The 21,179-nt window shown below is 64.9% G+C and carries 15 protein-coding genes; 8 read left to right on the top strand and 7 right to left on the bottom strand.

Annotated elements, in window-relative coordinates; genetic code table 11:
• Positions 1-204 precede the first annotated feature (204 nt).
• From flgH to flgF, 4 genes are read right to left on the bottom strand one after another with little or no spacing between them, the layout of a single operon-like run.
• Positions 205-969: a flagellar basal body L-ring protein FlgH gene (gene flgH, locus AAFG50_RS29005; RefSeq protein ID WP_011088573.1), complete on the bottom strand. Its 765-nt coding sequence runs from the start codon at positions 967-969 to the stop codon at positions 205-207.
• A 3-nt stretch (positions 970-972) separates the two neighbouring features.
• A complete protein-coding gene (gene flgA, locus AAFG50_RS29000) occupies positions 973-2,115 on the bottom strand; it encodes a flagellar basal body P-ring formation chaperone FlgA (protein ID WP_028173290.1) in 1,143 nt (380 codons plus the stop codon).
• Positions 2,116-2,125: 10 nt separating this feature from the next.
• Complete coding sequence (gene flgG, locus AAFG50_RS28995; RefSeq protein ID WP_011088571.1) at positions 2,126-2,914, bottom strand: flagellar basal-body rod protein FlgG; 789 nt, start codon at positions 2,912-2,914, stop codon at positions 2,126-2,128.
• 16 nt (positions 2,915-2,930) lie between these two features.
• Positions 2,931-3,692, bottom strand: a complete 762-nt coding sequence (gene flgF, locus AAFG50_RS28990; protein ID WP_011088570.1) for a flagellar basal-body rod protein FlgF — start codon at positions 3,690-3,692, stop codon at positions 2,931-2,933.
• Positions 3,693-4,077: 385 nt separating this feature from the next.
• Here flgF and fliL point away from each other — a divergent pair, with 385 nt between their 5' ends.
• The 5 genes from fliL to AAFG50_RS28965 all read left to right on the top strand — a co-directional run bounded on the left by fliL (position 4,078) and on the right by AAFG50_RS28965 (position 7,888).
• Positions 4,078-4,578, top strand: coding sequence for a flagellar basal body-associated protein FliL (fliL, locus tag AAFG50_RS28985; RefSeq protein ID WP_011088569.1), 501 nt, complete (start codon positions 4,078-4,080; stop codon positions 4,576-4,578).
• Between the two features lie 29 nt (positions 4,579-4,607).
• Positions 4,608-5,810 carry a flagellar motor switch protein FliM gene (gene fliM / locus AAFG50_RS28980; RefSeq protein ID WP_011088568.1) on the top strand — a complete coding sequence of 401 codons (1,203 nt, stop codon included), beginning with the start codon at positions 4,608-4,610 and terminating at the stop codon, positions 5,808-5,810.
• Positions 5,807-6,253 (top strand): DUF6468 domain-containing protein, encoded by a 447-nt coding sequence (locus AAFG50_RS28975; RefSeq protein ID WP_028173291.1) that lies wholly within the window; start codon positions 5,807-5,809, stop codon positions 6,251-6,253. Before fliM ends, AAFG50_RS28975 begins: the two co-directional genes overlap by 4 nt.
• A 10-nt stretch (positions 6,254-6,263) precedes the next feature.
• On the top strand, positions 6,264-7,025 hold the full coding sequence (locus AAFG50_RS28970) for a flagellar protein FlbB (RefSeq protein ID WP_028173292.1): 762 nt from the start codon (positions 6,264-6,266) through the stop codon (positions 7,023-7,025).
• Between the two features lie 662 nt (positions 7,026-7,687).
• Positions 7,688-7,888, top strand: a complete 201-nt coding sequence (locus AAFG50_RS28965) for a hypothetical protein (protein ID WP_039185590.1) — start codon at positions 7,688-7,690, stop codon at positions 7,886-7,888.
• Between the two features lie 22 nt (positions 7,889-7,910).
• Here the strand turns inward: AAFG50_RS28965 and AAFG50_RS28960 are convergent, their stop codons facing one another.
• A complete protein-coding gene (locus AAFG50_RS28960; protein ID WP_049832477.1) occupies positions 7,911-13,115 on the bottom strand; it encodes a DUF5801 repeats-in-toxin domain-containing protein in 5,205 nt (1,734 codons plus the stop codon).
• A gap of 447 nt (positions 13,116-13,562) precedes the next feature.
• Between AAFG50_RS28960 and AAFG50_RS28955 the strand changes: the two genes are divergently transcribed.
• The 3 genes from AAFG50_RS28955 (at position 13,563) to AAFG50_RS28945 (ending at position 19,185) form a co-directional block, all read left to right on the top strand.
• Complete coding sequence (locus AAFG50_RS28955; protein WP_028173295.1) at positions 13,563-14,219, top strand: FecR family protein; 657 nt, start codon at positions 13,563-13,565, stop codon at positions 14,217-14,219.
• Between the two features lie 85 nt (positions 14,220-14,304).
• Positions 14,305-15,135: a tetratricopeptide repeat protein gene (locus AAFG50_RS28950; RefSeq protein ID WP_231166538.1), complete on the top strand. Its 831-nt coding sequence runs from the start codon at positions 14,305-14,307 to the stop codon at positions 15,133-15,135.
• A 306-nt stretch (positions 15,136-15,441) separates the two neighbouring features.
• A complete protein-coding gene (locus tag AAFG50_RS28945) occupies positions 15,442-19,185 on the top strand; it encodes a hypothetical protein (protein WP_039185951.1) in 3,744 nt (1,247 codons plus the stop codon).
• A gap of 54 nt (positions 19,186-19,239) precedes the next feature.
• Here AAFG50_RS28945 and fliP read toward each other — a convergent pair whose 3' ends face one another.
• Both fliP and AAFG50_RS28935 read right to left on the bottom strand, forming a co-directional pair.
• Positions 19,240-19,992, bottom strand: a complete 753-nt coding sequence (gene fliP / locus AAFG50_RS28940) for a flagellar type III secretion system pore protein FliP (protein WP_028173298.1) — start codon at positions 19,990-19,992, stop codon at positions 19,240-19,242.
• A complete protein-coding gene (locus tag AAFG50_RS28935; RefSeq protein ID WP_011088558.1) occupies positions 19,989-20,969 on the bottom strand; it encodes a flagellar biosynthetic protein FliO in 981 nt (326 codons plus the stop codon). Before AAFG50_RS28935 ends, fliP begins: the two co-directional genes overlap by 4 nt.
• Between the last annotated feature and the right edge of the window lie 210 nt (positions 20,970-21,179).

Genomic DNA, 21,179 nt, shown 5'->3' with positions numbered 1-21,179 from the left:
CGCATTTCTGGATTGCTTCGCTACGCTCGCAATGACGGAATTTGAGGCAACTGCGCCGCTATAATCGCACGACCGGCCTGGTTGAGTGTGGCGCACCACGCCAAAATACATGCGGCCTCCGGCAGGGGAGCTACCGGAGGCCGCGTAGTACATCGTCGTTCGCGCCTAGGTTCGCGAACACGATGTGGGAGCTCTTAAAGAGGCTTAGAAGGGCAGCAGCACGTCCATGACCTGCTGGCCGTAGCGCGGCTGCTGCACGTCCATGATCTGGCCGCGGCCGCCATAGGCGATGCGGGCCTGCGCGATCTTGCTGGAGTCGATGGTGTTGTCGCTCTGGATGTCTTCGGGGCGGACGATGCCGGCGACCACGAGCTCGCGGATCTCGTAGTTGACCCGGATCTCCTGCTTGCCTTCGACCACGAGGTTGCCGTTCGGCAGCACCTGCGTGACCACCGCGGCGACGTTGGTCTGCAACGCTTCCTGGCGATTGACCGAACCCTTGCCGTCGGCGGAGGATGTCGAGTCGGTGGTGAGAAGGCGGCCGGGCAGGACCTTGAGCGGCTGCGTGACCGTCTGGCTGCCGATAAAGTCGGTAATTCCCGAATCTTCCTTGGCGGTGCGGCTGCGCTGGGTTTCGTTGGCGATGTTGGCCTTGTCGGTGATGTTCACGGTCACGGTGAGCAGGTCGCCGATCTGGTGGGCGCGCTGGTCCTTGAAGAAGGCGCGGCTGCCGCTGCGCCACAGCGAGTTCGGATTGTAGGAGGCGACTTCCGGCTTCGGCATCGGCATCTGCACCGGCTTGTAGCCGGGCTGCGCCGTCGGATTGTCGATCGCGGACAGTTTCGGTTGCTCGCCGATCTGCGACAGGCGGTCGATCGAGGAGCAGCCGCTTGCCAGCGCGCCAATGGCCAGCAGCAGGGCAGAGATCGCGATGCGACGAGGACGGAAAGCCGAACTGAACGGGGACATGACTTACTCTGACTTGGCTGGAGCTTGCGAGACGCGGGCTTGCGGGATCTGGGCTTGTGCGATCTGGGCCGGAGACGTGGGCGCCTGGATCAGGCTTTGGGCGAGCGCTGCGGCCGCAGCCGCAGGGGCAGGCGTTTCGTCACGCTTGAGCGAGGAGGTCTGCTCGACTGCAGGCGCCATCGGCGGCGACTGGCTCGCGCCCTGGACCGTGATCTGGCCGCGGCCGGTGACGACGCCGGTTAGCGTGCGCTTGGATTGCAGGTTGAGCACGCTGACGGTGTCACCCTCGGCGCCGCTCTCGATCGCCTTGCCGCGCGTGGTGAGGTAGAGCCCGGGCACCTGGTAGATGATGGTGACGTTCTGGTCGCGCTGCACGAAGTCGGGCTTGACGATGTCCGCGACGCGGATCGGCGTGCCCGCCCGCATCGGCCGGCGCAGCTGCATGCCGATGGTGCGGTCGCGCGAGGCGGCCTCGCCGGTGACCTCGGCCTTGGGCCGGCGCTCCAGCGTGACGTCGGAGGATTTCAGGAGGTCGGCGCGGTCGATGTCGCGCGTCAGCACGGCCACTTCCACGGTCTCGATCGCGGTGCCGGTGAAGCGCAGCTTGGTCGGCGCCGGATTGTTGTCGTTGTTGATCTCGAAGGCGATGTCGAAACGGCCGCCGCGGGCGTCGTAACGCGTCGCGACCGGCTGGAGCGCGCCGGTGTTGGAGGCGTCCAGCCGCATGTCGGCGACGCCGCGGTCGAAGGTGACGGTGATGTTGGCGGCATCGCCAAGGCCGAAGCGGCGCTCGAGCGCGGAAGCCACCGCGTTTTCGAGGTCCTTGTTGGCGAGGGTGCGGGCGAGGCGGGTGACCTGGACTTCCCTGATGTCGCCGGTCATCACGCCGATCACCTGCTTTGCGCGCAACACCGACAGCACATGCGCGACCGGCAGCGCGCCGGTGGTGCCGAGATCGGGCGAGCGGTAGACCGGGATCAGCGCGGCCGAGCCGGCATTGTCGATGAGATCGCCGACCCGCACCACGTCCGAGGTCACGGTGACGCTCGCGCGCAGCGTCGGCGCCGCGATGACGTCGTCGGCGGCCTGCGCCGGCAGCGCCAGCAGCAGGAGAGCGGAGATCGTGGCGAGGGTGGTGCGGATCATCGTCATTGCCTCAGCGGAACAGCGCCGTGGTCGATTGCATCATCTGGTCGGCGGCGCTGATGACCTTGGCGTTCATCTCGTAGGCGCGCTGCGCGGCGATCAGGTCGCTCATCTCCGAGACGACGTCGACATTGGCCTGCTCCAGGCTGCCCTGCGTGATCTTGCCGTAGCCTTCGGTGTTCGCGGTGCCGTCCTGCGGCGGGCCGGAAGAGGGCGTCTCGGTGAACTGATTGTTGCCGACGGGCTGGAGGCCCGCCTTGTTGATGAAGCGGGTCAGGCCGAGCTGGCCCTGAACGGCCGACGTCGAGGAACCCGGCAGCGTCACCGAGACCTGGCCCTGCTCGTTGACGGTGAGGCCGGAGGCGTTGTTCGGGATGGTGATGGTCGGTTGCACCGGGTTGCCCTGCGCGGTGACGACGCGGCCCTGGTTGTCCATCTGGAAGGTGCCGTCGCGGGTGTACTGGAAGGTGCCGTCCGGCATCAGGATCTTGAAGAAGCCTTCGCCCGAGATCGCGAGGTCGAGGTCGTTGCCGGTCTGCGATAGCGTGCCCTGCGTCATGCTGCGCGGCGTGCCGACGGTCTTGACGCCGCCGCCGATGTCGACGCCGACAGGCACGATGGTGCCCTGGTCCGAGGCCTGCGCGCCGACGCGGCGGACGTGCTCGTAGATCAGGTCCTGGAACGCCGCGGTCTGCTTCTTGAAGCCGGTGGTGCGTAGGTTCGCGATGTTGTTGGAGATGACCTGGACGTTGAGTTCCTGGGCCGCCATTCCGGTCGCAGCGGTGTGGAGCGCTTGCATGTCAGTGATCCCCTAGTCAGGCCGGAACGTCGGCGAGCTTCTCGATCGCCGATTTGTGGAGGTCGCTCTGCTGCTGGAGCAGATTGGCGATGGCGGTGTAGCTGCGCATGACTTCGACCATGCGGCTCATCTCGCCGACCGAGTTGACGTTCGACTTCTCGATGTAGCCCTGTTGCACGGTGGACTTGGTGTCGACCTGCTGGTTGGCCGAGCCGGCGCTGTAGAGGTTGGCGCCGAGCTTGGTGAGCTTGGCCGGATCGTCGAAGGTCACCATGCGGATCTTGCCGCGGATCGAGTCGGTCTTGGCCGTGCCCTCGAGCACCGTGACGGTGCCGTCGGGGGCGATATTGATGTCGTGGTCGGTCGGCTGGAAGGTGATCGGGCCGGCGGTGCCGAGCACGAGGTTGCCGTCGGAGGTGACGAGCTGGCCGGTGCTGCTGAGCGTGAACTTGCCGTCGCGGGTGTAACGCTCGGCGCCATTGGCCTGCACGGCGAAAAAGGCGTTGCCGTTGATCGCCATGTCGAGCGGGTTGTTGGTCGCCTCCATCGGCCCCTGGCCGACGTCGCGGAAGGTGCCGCGGTCCTGCACATAGGAGACCCGGCGGTCGGAACCGACGAAATTGTCCTCACGCGCGTTCGAGTTGAGAAACTCCTCGAACAGCGAATGGTCGGCCTTGAAGCCGTTGGTGTTGGCATTGGCGACGTTGTTGGCGATGACATCCATCTGCCGTTCCAACGTCATCTGCCGTGACAAGCCGATCAGAAGCGCGTTCTGCATCGGAAGATCTCCCCTGAGTGAGATCTGCCTCCTCGCTCTCCCAAGCGCCTTGGCGGACCCCGTGAACGAGACCGTCAGGTTCTCCCAAACCCCCGGGTCTCGGTCCTTTCTCAGCGAAAGCCGTGCCAACGTAGAAAATTGTTGAATATCAATGTCTTGCTGATTTTTCGAGGGTGCGGGAGGGCGGCAGAAAGGTTCTGTTAGCCATGTTTGCCCGGCAGATTTTTCCTAGTGGCGGCCCAATCGAAAGGTTCCGTTAACCATTATTACCGTAGCGTTTGCGTGCAAGAGGAGCGCATTGCGCTGGGGCATTTGTATCGCGTCATTGTCTGCCAGGGGGCTTCGCTCTTTCGATTCCTATAAGAGATGAGCGAGCCGGGCGACCATGGCAGAGAATGAAGCGGAAGGCGGCGCAGCCACTGAGGGCGCTGAAGCCGCTCCCCCGAAGAACAAGCTCAAGCTCATCATCATGGCCGTCGGTCTGCTCGCCGTCCTCGGCGGCGGCGCGGCGACCTGGTTCTTCTTCTTCCGCCACGGCGACGACGAGCACCATGCCGAGGCGGCGCCTCCGCCGAAGCCGCCGGCCTTCGTCGAGGTGCCCGACATGATGGTCAACCTCGCCGGCGCTCCGGGCGAGCGCGTGCAATATCTGAAGCTGAAGATCGTGCTGGAGCTGAAGGAAGAAAAGCAGATCGAGGCGATCAAGCCGGCGATGCCGCGCGTCACCGACATCTTCCAGACCTATGTGCGCGAGCTGCGCTCCTCCGACCTCAACGGCTCCGCCGGCATCTTCCGCCTCAAGGAAGAGCTGACCAAGCGTGTCAACGCGGCGGTCGCACCGGTCCAGGTCAGCGCGGTGCTGTTCAAGGAAGTCGTGATCCAGTGACGGCTCAGGGAAGGTAATGGGCTAGCGTCATGGCCGGCAACGAGCAGATGGACCAGGATGCGATTGCCGCCCAATGGGAGGCTTCGCTCGATTCCGAGGATCCCGCGGAGGCCGCGAAGGCCGCTGCCGAAAACGAACTCTCCGAGACCATGGCCCTGCAATGGGCGGCCATGGTCGAGGACGGCAGCCGCGACCTCGGCTCCGGCAAGAACTCCGGCGAGCGGGTGCTGTCGCAGGAGGAGATCGACAACCTCCTCGGCTTCACCGTCGGCGACGTCACGCTCGACGACCATTCCGGCATTCGCGCGATCATCGATTCGGCGATGGTCTCCTACGAGCGTCTGCCGATGCTCGAAATCGTCTTCGACCGCCTGGTGCGGCTGTTGACGACGTCTTTGCGCAATTTCACCTCGGACAACGTCGAAGTCTCGCTCGACCGCATCACCTCGGTGCGCTTCGGCGACTACATGAACTCGATCCCGCTGCCGGCCGTGCTCTCGGTGTTCAAGGCCGAGGAGTGGGACAATTTCGGCATGGCGACGGTCGATTCCAACCTGATCTACTCGATGATCGACGTGCTGCTCGGCGGCCGCCGCGGCACCAGCCAGCTCCGCATCGAGGGCCGGCCCTACACCACGATCGAGACCGAGCTGGTCAAGCGGCTTGTCGAGGTGGTGCTGGCCGACGCCGAGCAGGCGTTCCGGCCGCTGTCGCCGGTGACCTTCACGATCGACCGGCTCGAGACCAACCCGCGCTTCGCCGCGATCAGCCGTCCCGCCAACGCCGCGATCCTGGTGCGCCTGCGCATCGACATGGAAGACCGCGGCGGCAATATCGAGCTCTTGCTGCCTTACGCGACCATCGAACCGATCCGGGGCGTCCTGCTCCAGATGTTCATGGGCGAAAAGTTCGGCCGCGACCCGGTCTGGGAAGGCCATTTCGCCACCGAGATCGGCCAGGCCGAGATCTCCGTCGATGCAGTGCTCTACGAGGCCGACATCCCGCTCAAGCAGCTGATGCGGCTGAAGGTCGGCGACACGCTGCCGCTGGACATGCGCGCGGATGCCAATGTCACCGTGCGCTGCGGCGACGTCACAATCACCGAAGGACGCATGGGCCGGGTCGGCGACCGCGTCGCGATCAGGGTGACGAAACCCCTGCGCAAGCCAAGTACGACACTTGCGATGTTCGAGAAGGTGGACGAGCAGAACAAGATGATGGAGGCCCCATGAACCACTCCCTTGGAATGGCGATCGAGACGCTGGTGGCTATCTTGCTGATGCTCACGATCGGCTACTGCATCCTGCTGAACAAGCGGCTGACGCGGCTGAAGGCGGACGAGCATTCGCTGAAGGCGGTCATCGCCGAGCTGATCACCGCGACCGAGATCGCCGAGCGCGCGATCGGCGGGCTGAAGCTCGCCGTGCGCGACGTCAACGAGAACCTCGGCAGCCAGCTCGCGGCGGCGACCCAGATGTCGGACCAGCTCTACAAGCAGCTGGGCGAAGCCGACAACGTGGTGCGGCGCCTGTCCAAGATCGCGATCGCCGCGCGCCCCGTGACCAGTCCGGAAACGGTTGCCGTGCCCGTGGCCAAGCCCTCGTCGGCGAAGGCGGTGGCGGCTGCGGCCGAAGCCTTCTCCGAGCGTCGACGATCCAACGGCCTTGCCGCATGAAGTCAGGGGTATGAAGTCCTTTCGTAACATCCGCGTCATACCGGTCGTCCTGGTTGCCGTCGCAGGTCTCGCCACGCTCAAGGTCGCGGGCCTCGTGATCAATGGCGGCTATGTCTTCGACTACCAGCCGAACCAGGCCAAGAAGTCCTGGGCGCAGGAGAATCTGAACTTTCCGACGGGACGGGAAGACCCCGACATCACCGGCTCGACCCATGGCGCGCCGAAGGAGGCGCCGAAGCCGGCCGCGCCCGAGACCAAAACCGAAGGCACCGTGGTCAAGGTGGAGGAAGCCCAGCCGCAGGTCTCGGCCTCGGAGCGCGCGATCCTGGAGCGGTTGCAGTCGCGCCGCCAGGAGATCGAGGCCCGCCAGCGCGAGATCGACATCCGCGAGAGCCTGCTGAAATCGGCCGAGAAGCGCATCGAGAACAAGGTCGAGGAGATGAAGGCGGTGGAATCCCGCATCTCCGCGACCCAGGCCGAGCAGAAGGCCGCCGAAGCCCAGCGCATGAAGGGCCTCGTCACCATGTATGAGGGCATGAAGCCGAAGGACGCCGCGCGGGTGTTCGACCGCCTCGAGATGGGCGTGCTGATCGAGATCGCCTCGGCCATCGCGCCGCGAAAGATGTCGGACATCCTGGGGCTGATGTCACCGGAGGCCGCCGAGCGGCTGACCGTCGAAATGGCCCGCCGGGCTAATGGCGGCGGCGATCAATCCGCCTCGGCCGGCGACCTGCCCAAGATCGACGGCAAGCCGACGCAAAAGCCGAATTGAGGGCTCGAGAGCCGCGGCGCGTTACGGCAACCTGCGCGCAATCGCGCGGTCGTTCGGCCTGCACGCGGCTAGACGCCTTGCGTGTCTAGCTCGCGAACCGCTGCTGAACCCTGCGACCTGCCGAGCTCAGCGGTTTCTCGACGGGAAGGAGGGTCTCGCAGTGCTGCTTGATCAGCGCAGCCTTCGTCATTCGAGTCACGAGATGAAGGGTGCTGTGGCAGCAGGAGCACTCGTATACCTTCAGTGCATAACCCCGCGCGATTGGAAAGACGGCTACGACCGCTCTTGCCTGGCTACATACAATGCAGTTGGCTTCTTCGCTCATTGATTGCTCCCCCAAAAAGTTGACCAATCGAATTCGCATCGCAATGATCACATCTGATTCAGAGTCGTTGATGGACCGCAACACCCCTGAGGTTGTGCGCGCCTGTTCGGCAACCGAGCACGCAGATCAAACGCGCCGGGGAGTGGGGTGATCGCCGCGAGTTTGACGTCCTTGCCGCACGAGGCACGTCGACTCGCGTTGCGGATGCAGCCGAAGCAAGAGGCATCTTCTGAGGCTGCGATGAGTTGACGCGTACAAATGTGAAGTGGAGTACAGTGGCGCCGCAGAGTTCGTCCTAGGCTCCCGCCATTCGCAATCCGCAGCGCGGGAGGAAGCTATGAACTACTCGTCCGTAGCAGAACGCGCAATCGAAGCCGTCAATCGGCTGCTCATCGCGGCGATGACGTTCGCCTGGACATCCGCGCTAGACCATCAGCATGCATGGCCGCCGCAGGGGGAAGATGGCGACGCTGAAGATGACGCTGGTCTCGAGCGAGAGAACTCCTCCGCGCCGGATTGCGCGGGACCGCAACACTGAAGAGACGGTCGCCTTGTGTGCGTCACACGATCAGATCGTGCAGCACGTGAGCGCCAGTTGTGCCTGCCCCGTGAGCCGGATCAATATGCGACGGGGACAGTTCGTGCATTGACGCCGCCTCGGATTCGTGGGCTTTCCCGGCGTGCTCGTGATGACCGGACGGGTCTGAGGGATCATCCAATTGGACGCCGTGCTCCGGACCCTGGCCATGCGAAGCGCCATCCTTGAAGTCAAAGGAGTCGCCGACCTGGTGCGAACCGGCAGGCGCAGAGCCGTGCGCTGCATGACCGGCAGAGGGCGGATCGACATCCACCGGGCCGTGCTTCGGCGCATCGTGCTGTCCGGCTGCCTCGCTTGGAAGCGAATGACTGGCGCCGCCGTGGGCATGAGCAGCATTGTGGGCGCTGTCTGGAGCCGATGCACCGTGGTCCTCGTTGCCCTTCTCCAGCGTACGCCCGTGCCGGGCGAGCTGTTCGGCCGCATCTTGGAGCGCCGCGAAAGCAATCTCAGGCATGGGGGCACTTCCGGCGATCGCGTCATTGTTTCCGATCGTCGTATCGGTGCTGTCGGGCAGCGTTAGCTGATCGAAGACAAAGCCGGTCGCCGTCGGTGCGGCCACATCGTGCAGGATCGTGGACAGCCCGCTCGGTGCGGGCGTTACCGCGTCACTGCTGGTAATCTCGGCAGCGCGCGGCTGCACCCCGTCTGAGCTGGCGAAGCTGGGATGTTCGGTCCATGCAAACTGGTCCGAACTGGCAAAGACGCTGTGGGTCTGGTCGGTTGATCTGTCCGTCGCGTTCCAGTCAGCGAGGAGCGTGCCGTCGCTGGGTGTGGTCTCGGACGAACTGGTCGTCGTCACGGCGGTGGCGTCGCCTTGTGTCGTTGCGCTGAGATCGAGCGGGTCGCTGCCGGCCGCCAGCACGGCTGCCGCCGCCGGCGTCAGGGTGAAATCCGACGCGTCGATGGTCGCAATGCCCTGCAGATGGATTTCGATCAGGCCGGAATCGCCAATGTGCAGGGTCTGGTCGCTCGGATTGACATACACGATCGTTTCATTGGCCGCGCTGTCGTAGAGCCAGGCGATCGTGTGAGCCGGCACGGACGTGCTTGCCGAGCTCAAGGCCAGGAGAAGGAAGCCAAGCCCGCCGAGAGCCGTCAAGTCGATCTTGTCGGATCCCGGGTTGAGATCGGTGATGGTGCCGAACCGGCCGGCCTTGGAATCCGCCGCGGACAAATGGACGAAACGGTCGTTCCCGGTGCCGCCGGTCAATTGGTCGGCGCCAAATCCGCCGATGATCGTTTCATTGCCCTTGTTGCCGTTGACCGCATCGATTCCCGCGCCACCGTGCGTCGTGTCATCGCCGTCATTGCCTTTGATCGTGTCGTTGCCGGAGCCGCCATGAAGAATGTCAGCCTGGCCAGTGCCGTTGACGGTATCTTTGCCGGCGCCCGTGGAGATGATCTGGCCCACATCGCCACCGGCCGCGATGGTTTCACTTCCGTGAGTCACAGGGGCGAAGGGAGGATCGCTCGTCACGGCCGGTCCAGCGGCCAGGTTATCGAAACCGTTGGGGGCGTCGCCGGCGCCATGGGCGGCGATGGTCACGACCTGCGTCGTCCCGTCGATGCTGGTCACGGTGAACGTGTCGGTCGGCGTGTCGCCAACATCGAGCGCCTGCACCACACTATTGTTGTTGTCCAGCGTGTAGGTCCACAGGCCCGCCGCGGTCATCGTGAACATACCGTAGCCGCCGTCGCTCGCCGTTGGCGAGCGCACCGCTGTGAAAGTGTTGGGCAGATTGACGTCGGTGTTGGTGAGCGCACCGGAAGCGGTCGGCGTGCCAGGCGCGCCGCCCGCAGCCTCGATCATGGAGCCGGTCGCGGTCCCGGAGAGAGTGGCCCCATCGTTGGTGCCGTTGACGGCAGTCGTCACCGGCTGTGGGGGATCGCTCAAGGTGACACCACTCGCAACGTTAGTGCTGCCCAGAAGGTCTACTTGCAGGCCGGTCGTTGACGCATCGCCGTCACGGTCGACGGCCGTCACGTCAAACAGCAGATCGGTGCTGGGGATCCTGGATCCCTCGCTGTATGTGATGTTGTTGACGGTAAACGTAGCGTTGCCGGCTACCGCGTGATCGTACGACACCTCTATTCGGTTGAATTCCGATCCAACGTAGAGCGTATAGGTCGAAGTTGCGCCATCAAACGAGTAAGTGTTTACAAGCGCGAGATTCGAAGTCTCTTTCACCACGACGTGGGCGTCACCCGATGGCTTTGGAATGTTTATGCTGAAGTCGTGGATGTCGTTGGTGCCATCAAAGACCTTGAAGACGACGTCCGCAGCTCCGTTTCCTTGCCACTGCGTCAGCGCGAAACTGACGTCCGTTTGCACCGGCGTGAAGGCCAGATTCAAGGTTTCGTGTTGATCCATTTGCAGTCCGGTGTCGCCGACCGCGATGCCGTTGCTCGACGCTTTGACGTCAGCAGGGGCACCATTGAAATCGCCGGTGATGACGAGCAGACCGTCCGGAGCGGTGAGTGACGGCTGGCCACTGCCGGATGCTCCGAAATCGGAGCCGGTCACCGTCGTCTGCTGCAAGAAGCCGACGGTCTCGATGTCAAACGTGTAGGTTCCGTCTGGATTGATCAGCAGCCTAAAGTATGGATCGCTCAGCGTCCCGCTTGTATCGGTGAAGAACGCATCCAGCTCCACGCCGCCGCTCACCGCCTTGGTCGTATAATAGAAGGTGTAGTCATCACCGTTCCCGGTCACGTGTACCGACGTGATGCCGCCGCCCAGATCCGTTGTCGCCAGATCGTACCCATTAACAGTGCCATTGTGGACGGCCACGCGCATCGCGCCCTCGCCATCCGCACCGAAGCTCACGTTGTAGGTGCCGTTCGCAACTTGATCGTCCTTGGCGACGATGGTTGCGATGCCAAAACCTCCAATCGTCGGGCCGTCGTCGGTGATGGTCAGCCGGCTGCCGAGATCAAGGCTCGCCGTCTGGAAGTCACCGTCCTTGTCAGTGATTGTCGCCGTCAGGTTCACAATCCCGGCGGTCAGCGAGACGCCTTCCCCGCCGTCGGGGTTGGTGCCGAAAGGCTGCGTCACCGCACGGTACTCGGTGAAGGTCACGATTCCTGTCGCCGGATCGAGCGTGATGGTGAACGCCAGCGTGCCGCCGACGGTGCCAACATGGCCTTCAATGGTATTGCCTTTTTGCACCAGCACATCGGCCTGGCCAGTGTGCGAGTCGAGCAGACCCGACGCCATGCCGTTGCCGCCGGTGACAGACAGCGCATAGCCGATCGTCGCACCGTCCGCCCCCTGGATCGACGTGAACGCTGTCGAGAAGTTGCCTGACGTCGTCGTCAGCGTCGCGTCCGGCGTCGAGCCGGCGATGCTGTCGTCCAGCGCCGTAGCTGTCAGATGCGTCTCGCTCAGCGTCAACGACGGAGCCGTCCCCGTCGCCGCAATCGTCGGGCCGTCGTCGGTGATGGTCAGCCGGCTGCCGAGATCACGGCTCGCCGTCTGGAAGTTGCCGTCCTTTTCGGTGATCGTCGCCGACAGGGTCACAGTCCCTTCGGTCAGCGAGACGCCTTCCCCGCCGTCCGGGTTGGTGCCGGAAGGCTCCGTCACTGCACGGTACTCGGTGAAGGTCACGATTCCTGTCGCCGGATCAAGCGTGATGGTGAATGCCAGCGTCCCGCCGGTAGTGCCAACATGGCCTTCGATGGTGTTGCCGTTCAGGATCAGCACGTCGGCCTGGCCGGTGTGCGAGTCGATCAGGCCCGATGCCGTGCCGTTGCCACCGGTGATCGACAGCGCGTAGCTGATCGTCGCACCGTCCGCCCCCTGAACCGAGGTGAACGCCGTCGAGAAGTCGCCTGACGTCGTCGTCAGCGTCGTGTCTGGCGCCGAGCCAGCGATGTTGTCGTCCAGGGAGGTTGCCGTCAGTTGCGTCTCGCTCAGCGTCAGCGACGGGGCCGTTCCGCTCACCTCAACCAACGGGCCGTGGATGGTGATCGTCACCACCTGCGGGGTGCCGTCGATGCTGGTCACCGTGAAGCTGTCGGTCAGGATGTCGCCGACATGGAGTGCTTGCACCTGACTGTTGGCCTTGTCGAGCGTATAGGTCCACACGCCGGCCGTTGTCATCGTGAAGGTGCCGTACTTGCTCGCGGCCGGCGAGCCGATCGCCGTAAAGGTATTGGGCGGGTCGTCGGGATCGGTATCAGTGAGCGTTCCGGTCGCGATCAGCGTGCCGGGCGAGGCATTGACCACGCCACCGGCCGCGATCGCTGAGCCGGTCGTCGTACCGGAAATGAGGGCTGCATCTTCGACGCCGTTGAGGGTGATCGGGAAGGGCTGACTGACCAAGAGCGAGCCATCCGCCACCGTGATAATGAAGCTTGTGGTCGTTGGCGCCTTCAGCGCATTGATCGCATCACTGTTTGGGACGAAGGTGTAGGCGCCGCTCCCGCTGTTGAGGTAAAGGGTGCCATAGGGGCCGGTTTGCGATACATCATACGTCACCCCGCCCAACACCGTGTTGCCGTTGGTGCCGCCGCTGATACCGAAGGTCAGTGTGGCATCACTGTTGCTGCTGCTTGCGGTGAACGTCCCGCTCGTCGCCGTGAATGTGTCAAACACCACGGTATCGAGTTCGGCCGGGCCGGCTCCGGTGTTCAGCGTCGGCGGCGGATGTATGATCAGAGGCGGAGGGAGGAAAAACGGTGAGACAGGCGCCAGCAAATCTTGCGCCGCGGGAGCCTCGGGCGGAATGAAATTGATCGGCTGTAGCGGCTGGGATTTGACGAAAGGAGGTGTGCCCGACCCGTGGGGGTCTCGCCCTTCCAGATTGGCAAGCGCGTCCTGCTGTGCCGCCCGCAACTCCTCCATGCGAGCAGCCGTGTTCGTGACCTGGTTCACGCTGACCGAGGAGCCGACCTTTTTGACGACGATCGTTTCGCCGGGATCCTCGACGATGATGTGCCGCGGGATCGGCTCCTTGGTCACAAGCTCGTATGCACCGTGCGCAAGGTCCTTGTAAGTAATGGCGTCGTCATCCAGGAACGTTACGTTCGGGTCTGCGGCCTTGACCTGTTTGATCATCGAGAAGAGCATTGCCGTGAGCGACAGCATCCCGAAGCCGCCGGCAGAGGCCCGCTCGCGAATCTGCGCAACGGGTCCATCAAGAGGGCCGCTCTTGGCCGCGTTCACTCGGTGACGCCTGATCGCAGCGGCTTCGCGCTCGTCCCCGGGCCTTCCAGCGGGCGTGACGGACATTGTTCGACCTCGATTGCCCAGCGTCGACCTCAGACATCGCCGTAGCTTTGCTGGCTTGCCGCGTCACGCGATCGGGAGCAATTTTGAACCGGCAACCTTGGCCAGGCCCGCTGAAGGTCGTTGTTTCCGAGAATTCCGCCCAGGCCAGTCACGGCAGAATTGCTGTCGCTTCGCCTGACGGCACGGGGGAAAAGCTCGTTGAAATTGCCCGGCACGGATAGTGGCTCTTTCGGGCACGGCGATCAGCCGTTCGGATTAATCCGGAATAACCAGTTTGCCTGTCGTGGTTTGTTGCCGCTGGTCTGCCATGATGCCCGGTGGTGCCGACACCGTCGGAGCCGTTCGGATGCTCAAAACAACATCTTAAAAAAGGGGTGAGCCATGCGCACTCACGCAGCGACTGTTCTCGTGACAGGTATCGCCCTTGCGCTGGCCGCCTCGTCACCCCACCCAGTCCAGGCGCAGAGCGATTCTCCGCGGCGGGCCGTCCTGGATTCGTCGTCAAAGCCAATCGGGAAAGTTGTGGCAGCCGAGGGCTCGGTCATCATCGAGCATGTGGGAGCTGTCATTGTCCAGGCAAAAGTCCCGGGCGAATCCATCCAGACCAAGATTGGCGATCCGGTCTATTTGGGCGATGTGGTTCGAACCGATGCCGACAGTCGGGTCGGCATCAACTTCGTGGACGGAACTTCGTTCAACTTGTCGAGCAACGCCCGCATGAAGTTGGACGAATATGTCTACGAGCCGGCTGGAAAGTCCAATTCGACGAGCTTCAACCTGACCAAGGGGACGTTCGTCTTTGTTGCCGGCCAGGTTGCGAAGACCGGCGACATGAGGATCGAAACGCCGGTCGCCACGATGGGCGTTCGAGGCACGACACCTCATGTCGAAATCTCAGATGACGGAACCACCAAGTTTTCCACTCTTATCGAAGAGGGCAAGAACAAATATCTGAAGAAGTCCGGCGGCACGGGGTCGCCGCGACCCGAGCAAAGGGCCGAGCACAAGCTCAATCTGAACATCTGCCGCGGGTGCTGACGCTGGTTCTAGCCTCCGCGCAATCGCCAGATCTCAGGGGACGGGGCCTGACATGGAACCAAGATCGTCCGTCGCAAAAAGCGGAGTGGCGCTTGGCGTCCTGCTGTTGATTGGCTTGCCAGTCGCGGCCCAGAATTCCAAGGTGAAGACCAACTATCTCAGTCATATTGAACCGTGCAACGGGGTGGGTGCCACCCCGCTCGATGTCCGGATCGATGCCTGCACGGCTTTCATAGAGGCGAGTCAGGGTACGACGGCAGCTCTGGCTATCGCCTATAACAATCGCGGCAATGCCTACACCGCAAAGGGCGACTACGACAAAGCCATCCGCGATTTCGATCAGTCGATCGCGCTCAAGCCGACATACGCAAAGGCCTTCAACAACCGCGGTGTGGCTTACTTGAGGAAAGGCGAGTATGAGCTCGCGATCGAAGCCTTTGATGATGCGATCAAGCTCGATCCCGACTATGGCGCTGCCTTCGTCAACCGCGCCGGAGCCTATCTGAAGAAGAATGACCACCAGCGCGCGGCGCATGACTACGACGAGGCCATTCGTCTCCAGCCGGATTCGCAGGCCGCACGGAGCGGACGATGCTGGACCCGGGCGGTGCTTGGTGCCTGGCAGGCCGCGCTGGAGGACTGCGACAGAGCGCTTCAATCCGGATCGACCAGTGCTGCCGTGTACGACTCGCGCGGGCTGATTCACCTGAAGATGGGTGAGTTCGGTGCGGCGATCGCCGACTACAATTCTGCCTTGCGAGCCGCCCCGGAATTGGCGAGCGCGCTTTTTGGCCGCGGGCTTGCCAAGCTGAAGCAGGGCGACGCGATTGGCGGAGATTCCGACATTTCGGCTGCAAAGACGATTCAGGGCAACATCGGCGACGAGTTCGCGCATTATGGCGTCGGTCGCGACTGAGTTCACGACTGGATCTGGCTCGTCGATCATCGTGGAGGATTTTGTCGAGACGGCAGGCTGCGGCCCGGGCCGCGCCGGTCCCGCCCGGCGCCGGTGACGACGTGGTGTTAACGTCTCCTTAACCACTTGCTCTCCAGATTTGGAGCGCGAACGCCTAAGCCCACACGCGAGGCGTCGCGACGCGCTGCGCCGGATCAAGTCGCCATTACAGCATTAACAAGTCCTTAATTGGCAAAACCTACATTCGACGACATGGGCCGGCGCAATGTGCCGGTATGGGTCGTCGAACCGGAAGAAATGCCGCCAATGGCGCAGAAGGCTGCCGCTGGATTTGTGTCGCGAGCCCGCGCCCTGGCGTGGGGGCTGTCGCGTCATGTCCGCAACGCACCTGCGCTGGCAACCATCCTCCTGGTCGGCCTGATCGCCGCAAGCCCGGCGCGGGCGGACCCGATCCGGGGCGAGGCCAGTTTTTCGGCCGCCGGCGGCTTCGCGCGTCTCGTGATCAGGCTCGGCGAGGATGTTCCCTCCGAGGTCACGACGGCCGGCTCCATTCTCATCATCCGTTTTGACCGGCCGGTCGACGTGCCCGTCGACCGGGTTCCGGAGGGCGCGCCCGACTACGTCAACTCCGCCCGCCGCGATCCCGACGGTGGCGCCATCCGCCTGTCGCTGGCGCGGCGCGTCACCGTCAACACCATGAATGCCGGCGAGCGCACTTTCATCGACCTCTTGCCCGAGGGCTGGAAGGGGCCGCCGCCGAGCCTGCCGATGGACGTGGTCAAGGAACTCGCCGAGCGCGCCCGCGTCGCCGAACGCGCCTTGCGCGCCCAGCGCGCCGCGGCCGAAAGCAAGAAGCGTCCGCAGATCCGCGTCCGTGCTTCGGTGCAGCCGACCTTCGTGCGCTTCGTGTTCGAGATGCCCGACGGCGTCGGCGTGTCTTCCGTGCTCAACGAGCAGAAGCTCACGCTCGCCTTCAACGCCAACCTCAGTTTCGACCTCGCCGACGCGGTGGTCGCCGCGCCGCCGAACGTTGCCTCGATCAAGCAGAAGGCCGACATCGACCAGACCAATGTCGAGATCGCGCTGATCGGCGATTCCGACGTGCACTCCTTCCGCGACGAGAAGAACTACGTCGTTGACGTCTCCTTCCAGCCGGACAAGGGCAAGACGGCTGCGACGCCGGAGGCCGCGATTGCGCAGGCCAAGCCGGCCAGCCAAGGCCATGGACCGGCACCGGCCGCGGAAAAGCCGGCGGCCGAGAAGAAGGACGCCCATCGCGAGATCGCACCGCCGACCTCCGAGACGATCGCGCGCGAAGCCAAGATCGATATCAAGCCCGAGGTGAAGCCGGAAGCGCCTGCCGCGATGCCCGCCGCCGAAGCGCCGAAACCGGCGCCGGCTCCCGCGGCCGAAGCTGCGCACGCTGCGGAAGCGCCCAAGGAAGCGGCGAAGGAAGCCGCGAAGCCCACCCCGCCTGTTGCCGAGGCTCCAGCCGCGCCTGCAATGGTCGAGGCGCCCAAGGAGGTCGTGAAGGAAGCGGCGAAGGAGCCGGTCAAGGAAGCAGCCAAAGCTGCGCCCGCCGAGGCGCCGGCCGCGCCGCAGCCGGCCGCACCAAGCGTCGATGCGCGCCGCGACAGCGACGGCTTGCGCGTGACGTTCCCGCTTCAGGTCACAACGCCTGCGGCGGCGTTCCGCCGCGGCGATACCGTCTGGCTGGTGTTCGACACGCCGAAGCCGATCGACGTCGAGGCGATCCGCACCAAGGGCGGGGCGATGATCGGCGAGGTCGGCCGCATCCCCCTCGACAAGGGGCAGGCGGTACGCATCCGTCTCACCCGGCCGCTGGTCTACTCGCTGACGAGCGAGGAGGTCGGCAAGGAGACCAACTGGCTGCTGACGCTCGCCGACAAGATCCAGGCGACGCCGCTGCCGCTGATGATGTCGCGCAACATCACCGACCCCGCGCTCGCCAACATCGCGATTCCCTTCGCCAATCCGGGCCTGCTGCACAAGCTCACCGATCCCGACGCCGGCGACATGCTCTATGTCGTCACCGCGCAGCGGCCGGTGCGCGGCTTCATCAAGCGTCAGGACCTCGTCGATCTCTCGCTGCTGGAATCCGCCCATGGCATCGCGATCCGGCCGAACTCCGACGAGGTCGGCGTCGAGGTCGGATCCGACAAGGTCATTCTCGGCAAGAAGGGCGGACTGACGTTGTCGCCGGTCGACATCTCCGCCGAGCGCGCCCCGACCGCGGTGCGCCCGATCTTCAGCCCCGAAGCCTGGCGCAAGGGGCAGTCGGAAAACTTCATGACGCGCCAGAGCGATCTGATCATGGCGATCTCGGCCGTCGAGCCTGCGCTGCGCTCGCTGCCGCGGCTCGACCTCGCGCAGTTCTACATGTCACGCGCGATGTATCACGAGGCCAAGGCCGTGACCGAATTGATGCTGAGCGATCCGCTCAACAAGGAGGAGAGCGGCGCGCTGATCATGCACGCGATCGCGAGCATCCTGATCGGCCGGCCGGCGCAGGGCCTGAAGGACCTCGCCAATCCCGTGATCGGCAACAGCCACGACTCCCAGCTCTGGAAGGCGCTCGCCCATGCGCGTCAGGGCAAATGGGCGGACGCGCGCGAGAAGTTCAAGAACGTCGAATTCGCGATCGCCTCGCTGCCGCTCGACATCCAGCGCATCGTGACGATGGACGCGATGCGCGCCTCGCTCGAGGTGAAGGACTATGCCGGCGCCTCCAAGCGGCGCAGCGAGCTCGAGATCGTCGGCGTATCGCCCGAGGCTGCACCCGGCTTCGCCGTTTTGCGCGGCAGGCTTGCCGAGGCGCTCGGCCACGACAAGGATGCGCTCGACGACTACAAGTTCGCGGTCGCCTCGAGCGACCGGCCGGCTGCGGCCGAGGCCAAGCAGCTCGAGGTCGCGTTGCGGCAGAAGCGCGACGAGATCAGCAAGGAAGACGCGCTGCGCGAGCTCGAGACGCTGTCGATGACCTGGCGCGGCGACGCGATCGAGGTCAAGACACTCCAGATGCTGTCGCAGATGTACGCCGAGAACGGGCGCTACCGGGACGCGCTCACGGCGGCGCGCACCGCGACGAAGCTGCAGCCGAATGCGGAAGCCTCGCGCCAGGCGCAGGATCTCGCCTCCGACCTGTTCACGCAGATCTTCCTGGGGCCCAAGGGTGACGAGCTGCCGCCGGTCGAGGCGCTCGGGATGTTCTACGAGTTCCGCGAGCTGACGCCGATCGGCCGCCGCGGCGACGAGCTGATCCGCCGTCTCGCCGACCGTCTCGCCTCGATCGATCTGCTCGACCAGGCCGCCGAGCTCTTGCAATACCAGGTCGACCACCGTCTCGAAGGCGCCGCGCGTGCCCAGGTCGCCGCGCGTCTTTCCATGATCTATCTCGCCAACCGCAGGCCGGACATGGCGATCTCGGCGCTGCGCGCGAGCCGCATCAGCGATCTCTCCGGCGAGCTCAGGCAGCAGCGTCTGCTGCTGGAGGCGCGGGCGCAGAGCGACGTCGGCCGGCACGATCTCGCGCTCGACATCGTCTCCAACGTCTCCGGACGCGAGGTGCTCCGCCTGCGCTCCGACATCTTCTGGGCGGCGCGGCGCTGGCGCGAGTCCGCCGAGCAGATCGAGCTCTATTACGGCGAGCGCTTCCGCGACTTCAAGCCGCTCAATGCGGTGGAGAAGAGTGACATCATCCGCGCCGCCGTCGGCTACGCGCTCGCCGACGATTCGATCGGCCTGTCGCGCTTTCGCGAGAAATACGCGCCGCTGATGAGCGAGAGCGCCGACCGTCTCGCCTTCGACATCGCCAGTAAGCCGGCCGCGGCCTCCAGCGCCGAATTCGCCGAGATCGCCAAGCTGGCTGCGAGCGTCGACACGCTCGACGGCTTCCTGCGCGAGATGAAGCAGCGCTTCCCCGACGCCACCGCCCGCGCGCCAGCCGGGCCGCAGGCCAAGGAAGAGACCGACCACACCGGCTCGCTGCCGAAGATCCCCGCCCTGCGGCAGATCAAGATGACGCGGTAGCAATCTCGCGACGCGAGACAGGTCCGGCTTCGTTGCCTGAGGACGGCTGTCGCCTCATCCCCCGTAGCTCTGCACCAAGCTCCCAGCCACCAGCGACCAGCCGTCGACCAGAACGAAGAAGATCAGCTTGAACGGCAGCGATATCGTTGCCGGCGGCAGCATCATCATGCCCATCGACATCAGCACGGAGGCGACGACGAGGTCGATGATCAGGAAGGGCAGGAACAGCAGGAAGCCGATCTCGAAGGCGCGCTTCAGCTCGGAGATCATGAAGGCGGGGATGAGGATGCGGAGCGCGAGCTCGTCGGGGGTGGCCGGCGGCGGCTCGCCGGAGAGGTCGAGGAACAGCTTGAGATCCTTCTCGCGCACGTTCTTCTGCATGAAGCCGCGCAACGGGACCGAGGCGCGCTGGAGCGCATCCTCGACGCCGATCTGGTTGGCGACGAGCGGACGGATGCCTTCGTCGTAGGATTTTTGCAGGACCGGCCCCATCACGAAGAAGGTGAGGAACATCGCGAGCGCGATGATCACCGAGTTCGGCGGCGCGGTCGCCGTGCCCATCGCGGTGCGCAGGAGCGACAGCACGACCACGATGCGCGTGAACGACGTCATCATGATCAGGATCGACGGCGCGATCGACAGCACCGTGAGCAGCGCGATGAGCTGAATCGCGCGCTCGGTGACGCCGCCGCCCTGGCCGCCGAGATTGATGCTGATGTCCTGCGCATGCGCCAGGCTTGCGAGCGAAGCCGCGCCGATCAGGACAGAAAGAAAAAGAACTCTACGCGGGAGGGCCGGCAGCCTCACGAAGACGGCTTCGGACGGCCGAGCAGGGAGGCCATCTCGTCTTCGAGATTCTCAAAGCTGGTCTTTTCCGGGGCAGGCTTCGGCGGCGGGGCCGGGGGTGCCGGCGGCTCGCTGCGTGCTGCGCGCGGGGGAGCGGCCGGCGGCTCCGGCGCAACCGGGGGCGCGACCGTCTCGCCGGCCGGGCGGCGCAGCGCAGCCTCTAACCGCTGCGCCATTTCGGCCAGATTCTGTTCGGCGCTCGAGGGCGCAGCAGGCGCGGGGGGCGGCGGCGGAACGGGCGGAGCCTGCGGCACGGGCGGAGGCGGCGGCGCAACCGCGCGCTCGGCGCGCACGGGCGGCACCTTCGCCGGCTCGCTTTGGCGCGGCGGACGCGGCATCAGCGGCGGCTCGCTGCGGGCAACGCGCGGTGGTAGCGGCAGCGGCTCAGGCCGCGGCTCGCGCTCGGGACGCGGCGCGATCGGTTCGGGCGGAAAGCCGGCCAGCGGCGGCTCGCTACGGCGTTCGGCCAGTGCGGGCGCGGGCCGGCGGACTTCGTCGGCGAAGGACGGGCGCGCGGGCCGCGGCGGCGGCTCGGGCATTTGCGGCTCGGGATGATCGAGCATCTCGGGCCGCGGCACTTCGTCGGCCCAGCTGCCGGCATCGGGCATCGGGGCAAGGCGCGGCGGTTCGGCGGCGTTGGGACGCTGCGGAAGCTGGTCGCGGCCGGGCGCGGCGCGCACGATGTTGGGCTCGACGACGATGTCGGTCGGGCCGCCGATCATCAGGAGGTGTTCGACATTGTCGCGCCGGACCAGCACCAGGCGGCGCCGGCCGTCGACGGCGGCAGCATCGATCACGGCGAGCCGGGGCATCCGGCCGCGCTGGGTGTTGGCGCCGAGCCGGCTGCTGGCGAATCGGCGAACCAGCCATGCAGCGACGCCGATCAACGCCAGAACGACGATGAACGCGACGATGAAGGTGATAGGGCTGCCTTGCATACTTGTCCCCGAGAAATGGCGCTCTTCTCGTGCCAATGGTCAGACGCGCCAACCACCGGCCTACGATGCCCCAAACTGCGATCTCTTAACGTCCCACGGCAAGTTTTGCCGTCCCCAACTCTTAATAACCTATGAATCGCCCGATCCAAAACGACTTCTTGGCCTGTGCATGCGCCGCCAAGCGGTTGGGTTAATGCCACTTTTGGAGGC

Origin of the sequence: Bradyrhizobium sp. B039, assembly GCF_038965675.1 — a bacterium.
GTDB classification, from domain to species: domain Bacteria; phylum Pseudomonadota; class Alphaproteobacteria; order Rhizobiales; family Xanthobacteraceae; genus Bradyrhizobium; species Bradyrhizobium diazoefficiens.
Note: the sequence above shows the minus strand (reverse complement) of the source record. Positions and strands in the feature narration are given on the sequence as shown.

Coding starts and splice junctions, on each gene's coding strand:
- flgH (WP_011088573.1), bottom strand. CDS start 969: ATGTCCCCGTTCAGTTCGGCTTTCCGTCCTCGTCGCATCGCGATCTCT.
- flgA (WP_028173290.1), bottom strand. CDS start 2,115: ATGATCCGCACCACCCTCGCCACGATCTCCGCTCTCCTGCTGCTGGCG.
- flgG (WP_011088571.1), bottom strand. CDS start 2,914: ATGCAAGCGCTCCACACCGCTGCGACCGGAATGGCGGCCCAGGAACTC.
- flgF (WP_011088570.1), bottom strand. CDS start 3,692: ATGCAGAACGCGCTTCTGATCGGCTTGTCACGGCAGATGACGTTGGAA.
- fliL (WP_011088569.1), top strand. CDS start 4,078: ATGGCAGAGAATGAAGCGGAAGGCGGCGCAGCCACTGAGGGCGCTGAA.
- fliM (WP_011088568.1), top strand. CDS start 4,608: ATGGCCGGCAACGAGCAGATGGACCAGGATGCGATTGCCGCCCAATGG.
- AAFG50_RS28975 (WP_028173291.1), top strand. CDS start 5,807: ATGAACCACTCCCTTGGAATGGCGATCGAGACGCTGGTGGCTATCTTG.
- AAFG50_RS28970 (WP_028173292.1), top strand. CDS start 6,264: ATGAAGTCCTTTCGTAACATCCGCGTCATACCGGTCGTCCTGGTTGCC.
- AAFG50_RS28965 (WP_039185590.1), top strand. CDS start 7,688: ATGAACTACTCGTCCGTAGCAGAACGCGCAATCGAAGCCGTCAATCGG.
- AAFG50_RS28955 (WP_028173295.1), top strand. CDS start 13,563: ATGCGCACTCACGCAGCGACTGTTCTCGTGACAGGTATCGCCCTTGCG.
- AAFG50_RS28945 (WP_039185951.1), top strand. CDS start 15,442: ATGGCGCAGAAGGCTGCCGCTGGATTTGTGTCGCGAGCCCGCGCCCTG.
- AAFG50_RS28935 (WP_011088558.1), bottom strand. CDS start 20,969: ATGCAAGGCAGCCCTATCACCTTCATCGTCGCGTTCATCGTCGTTCTG.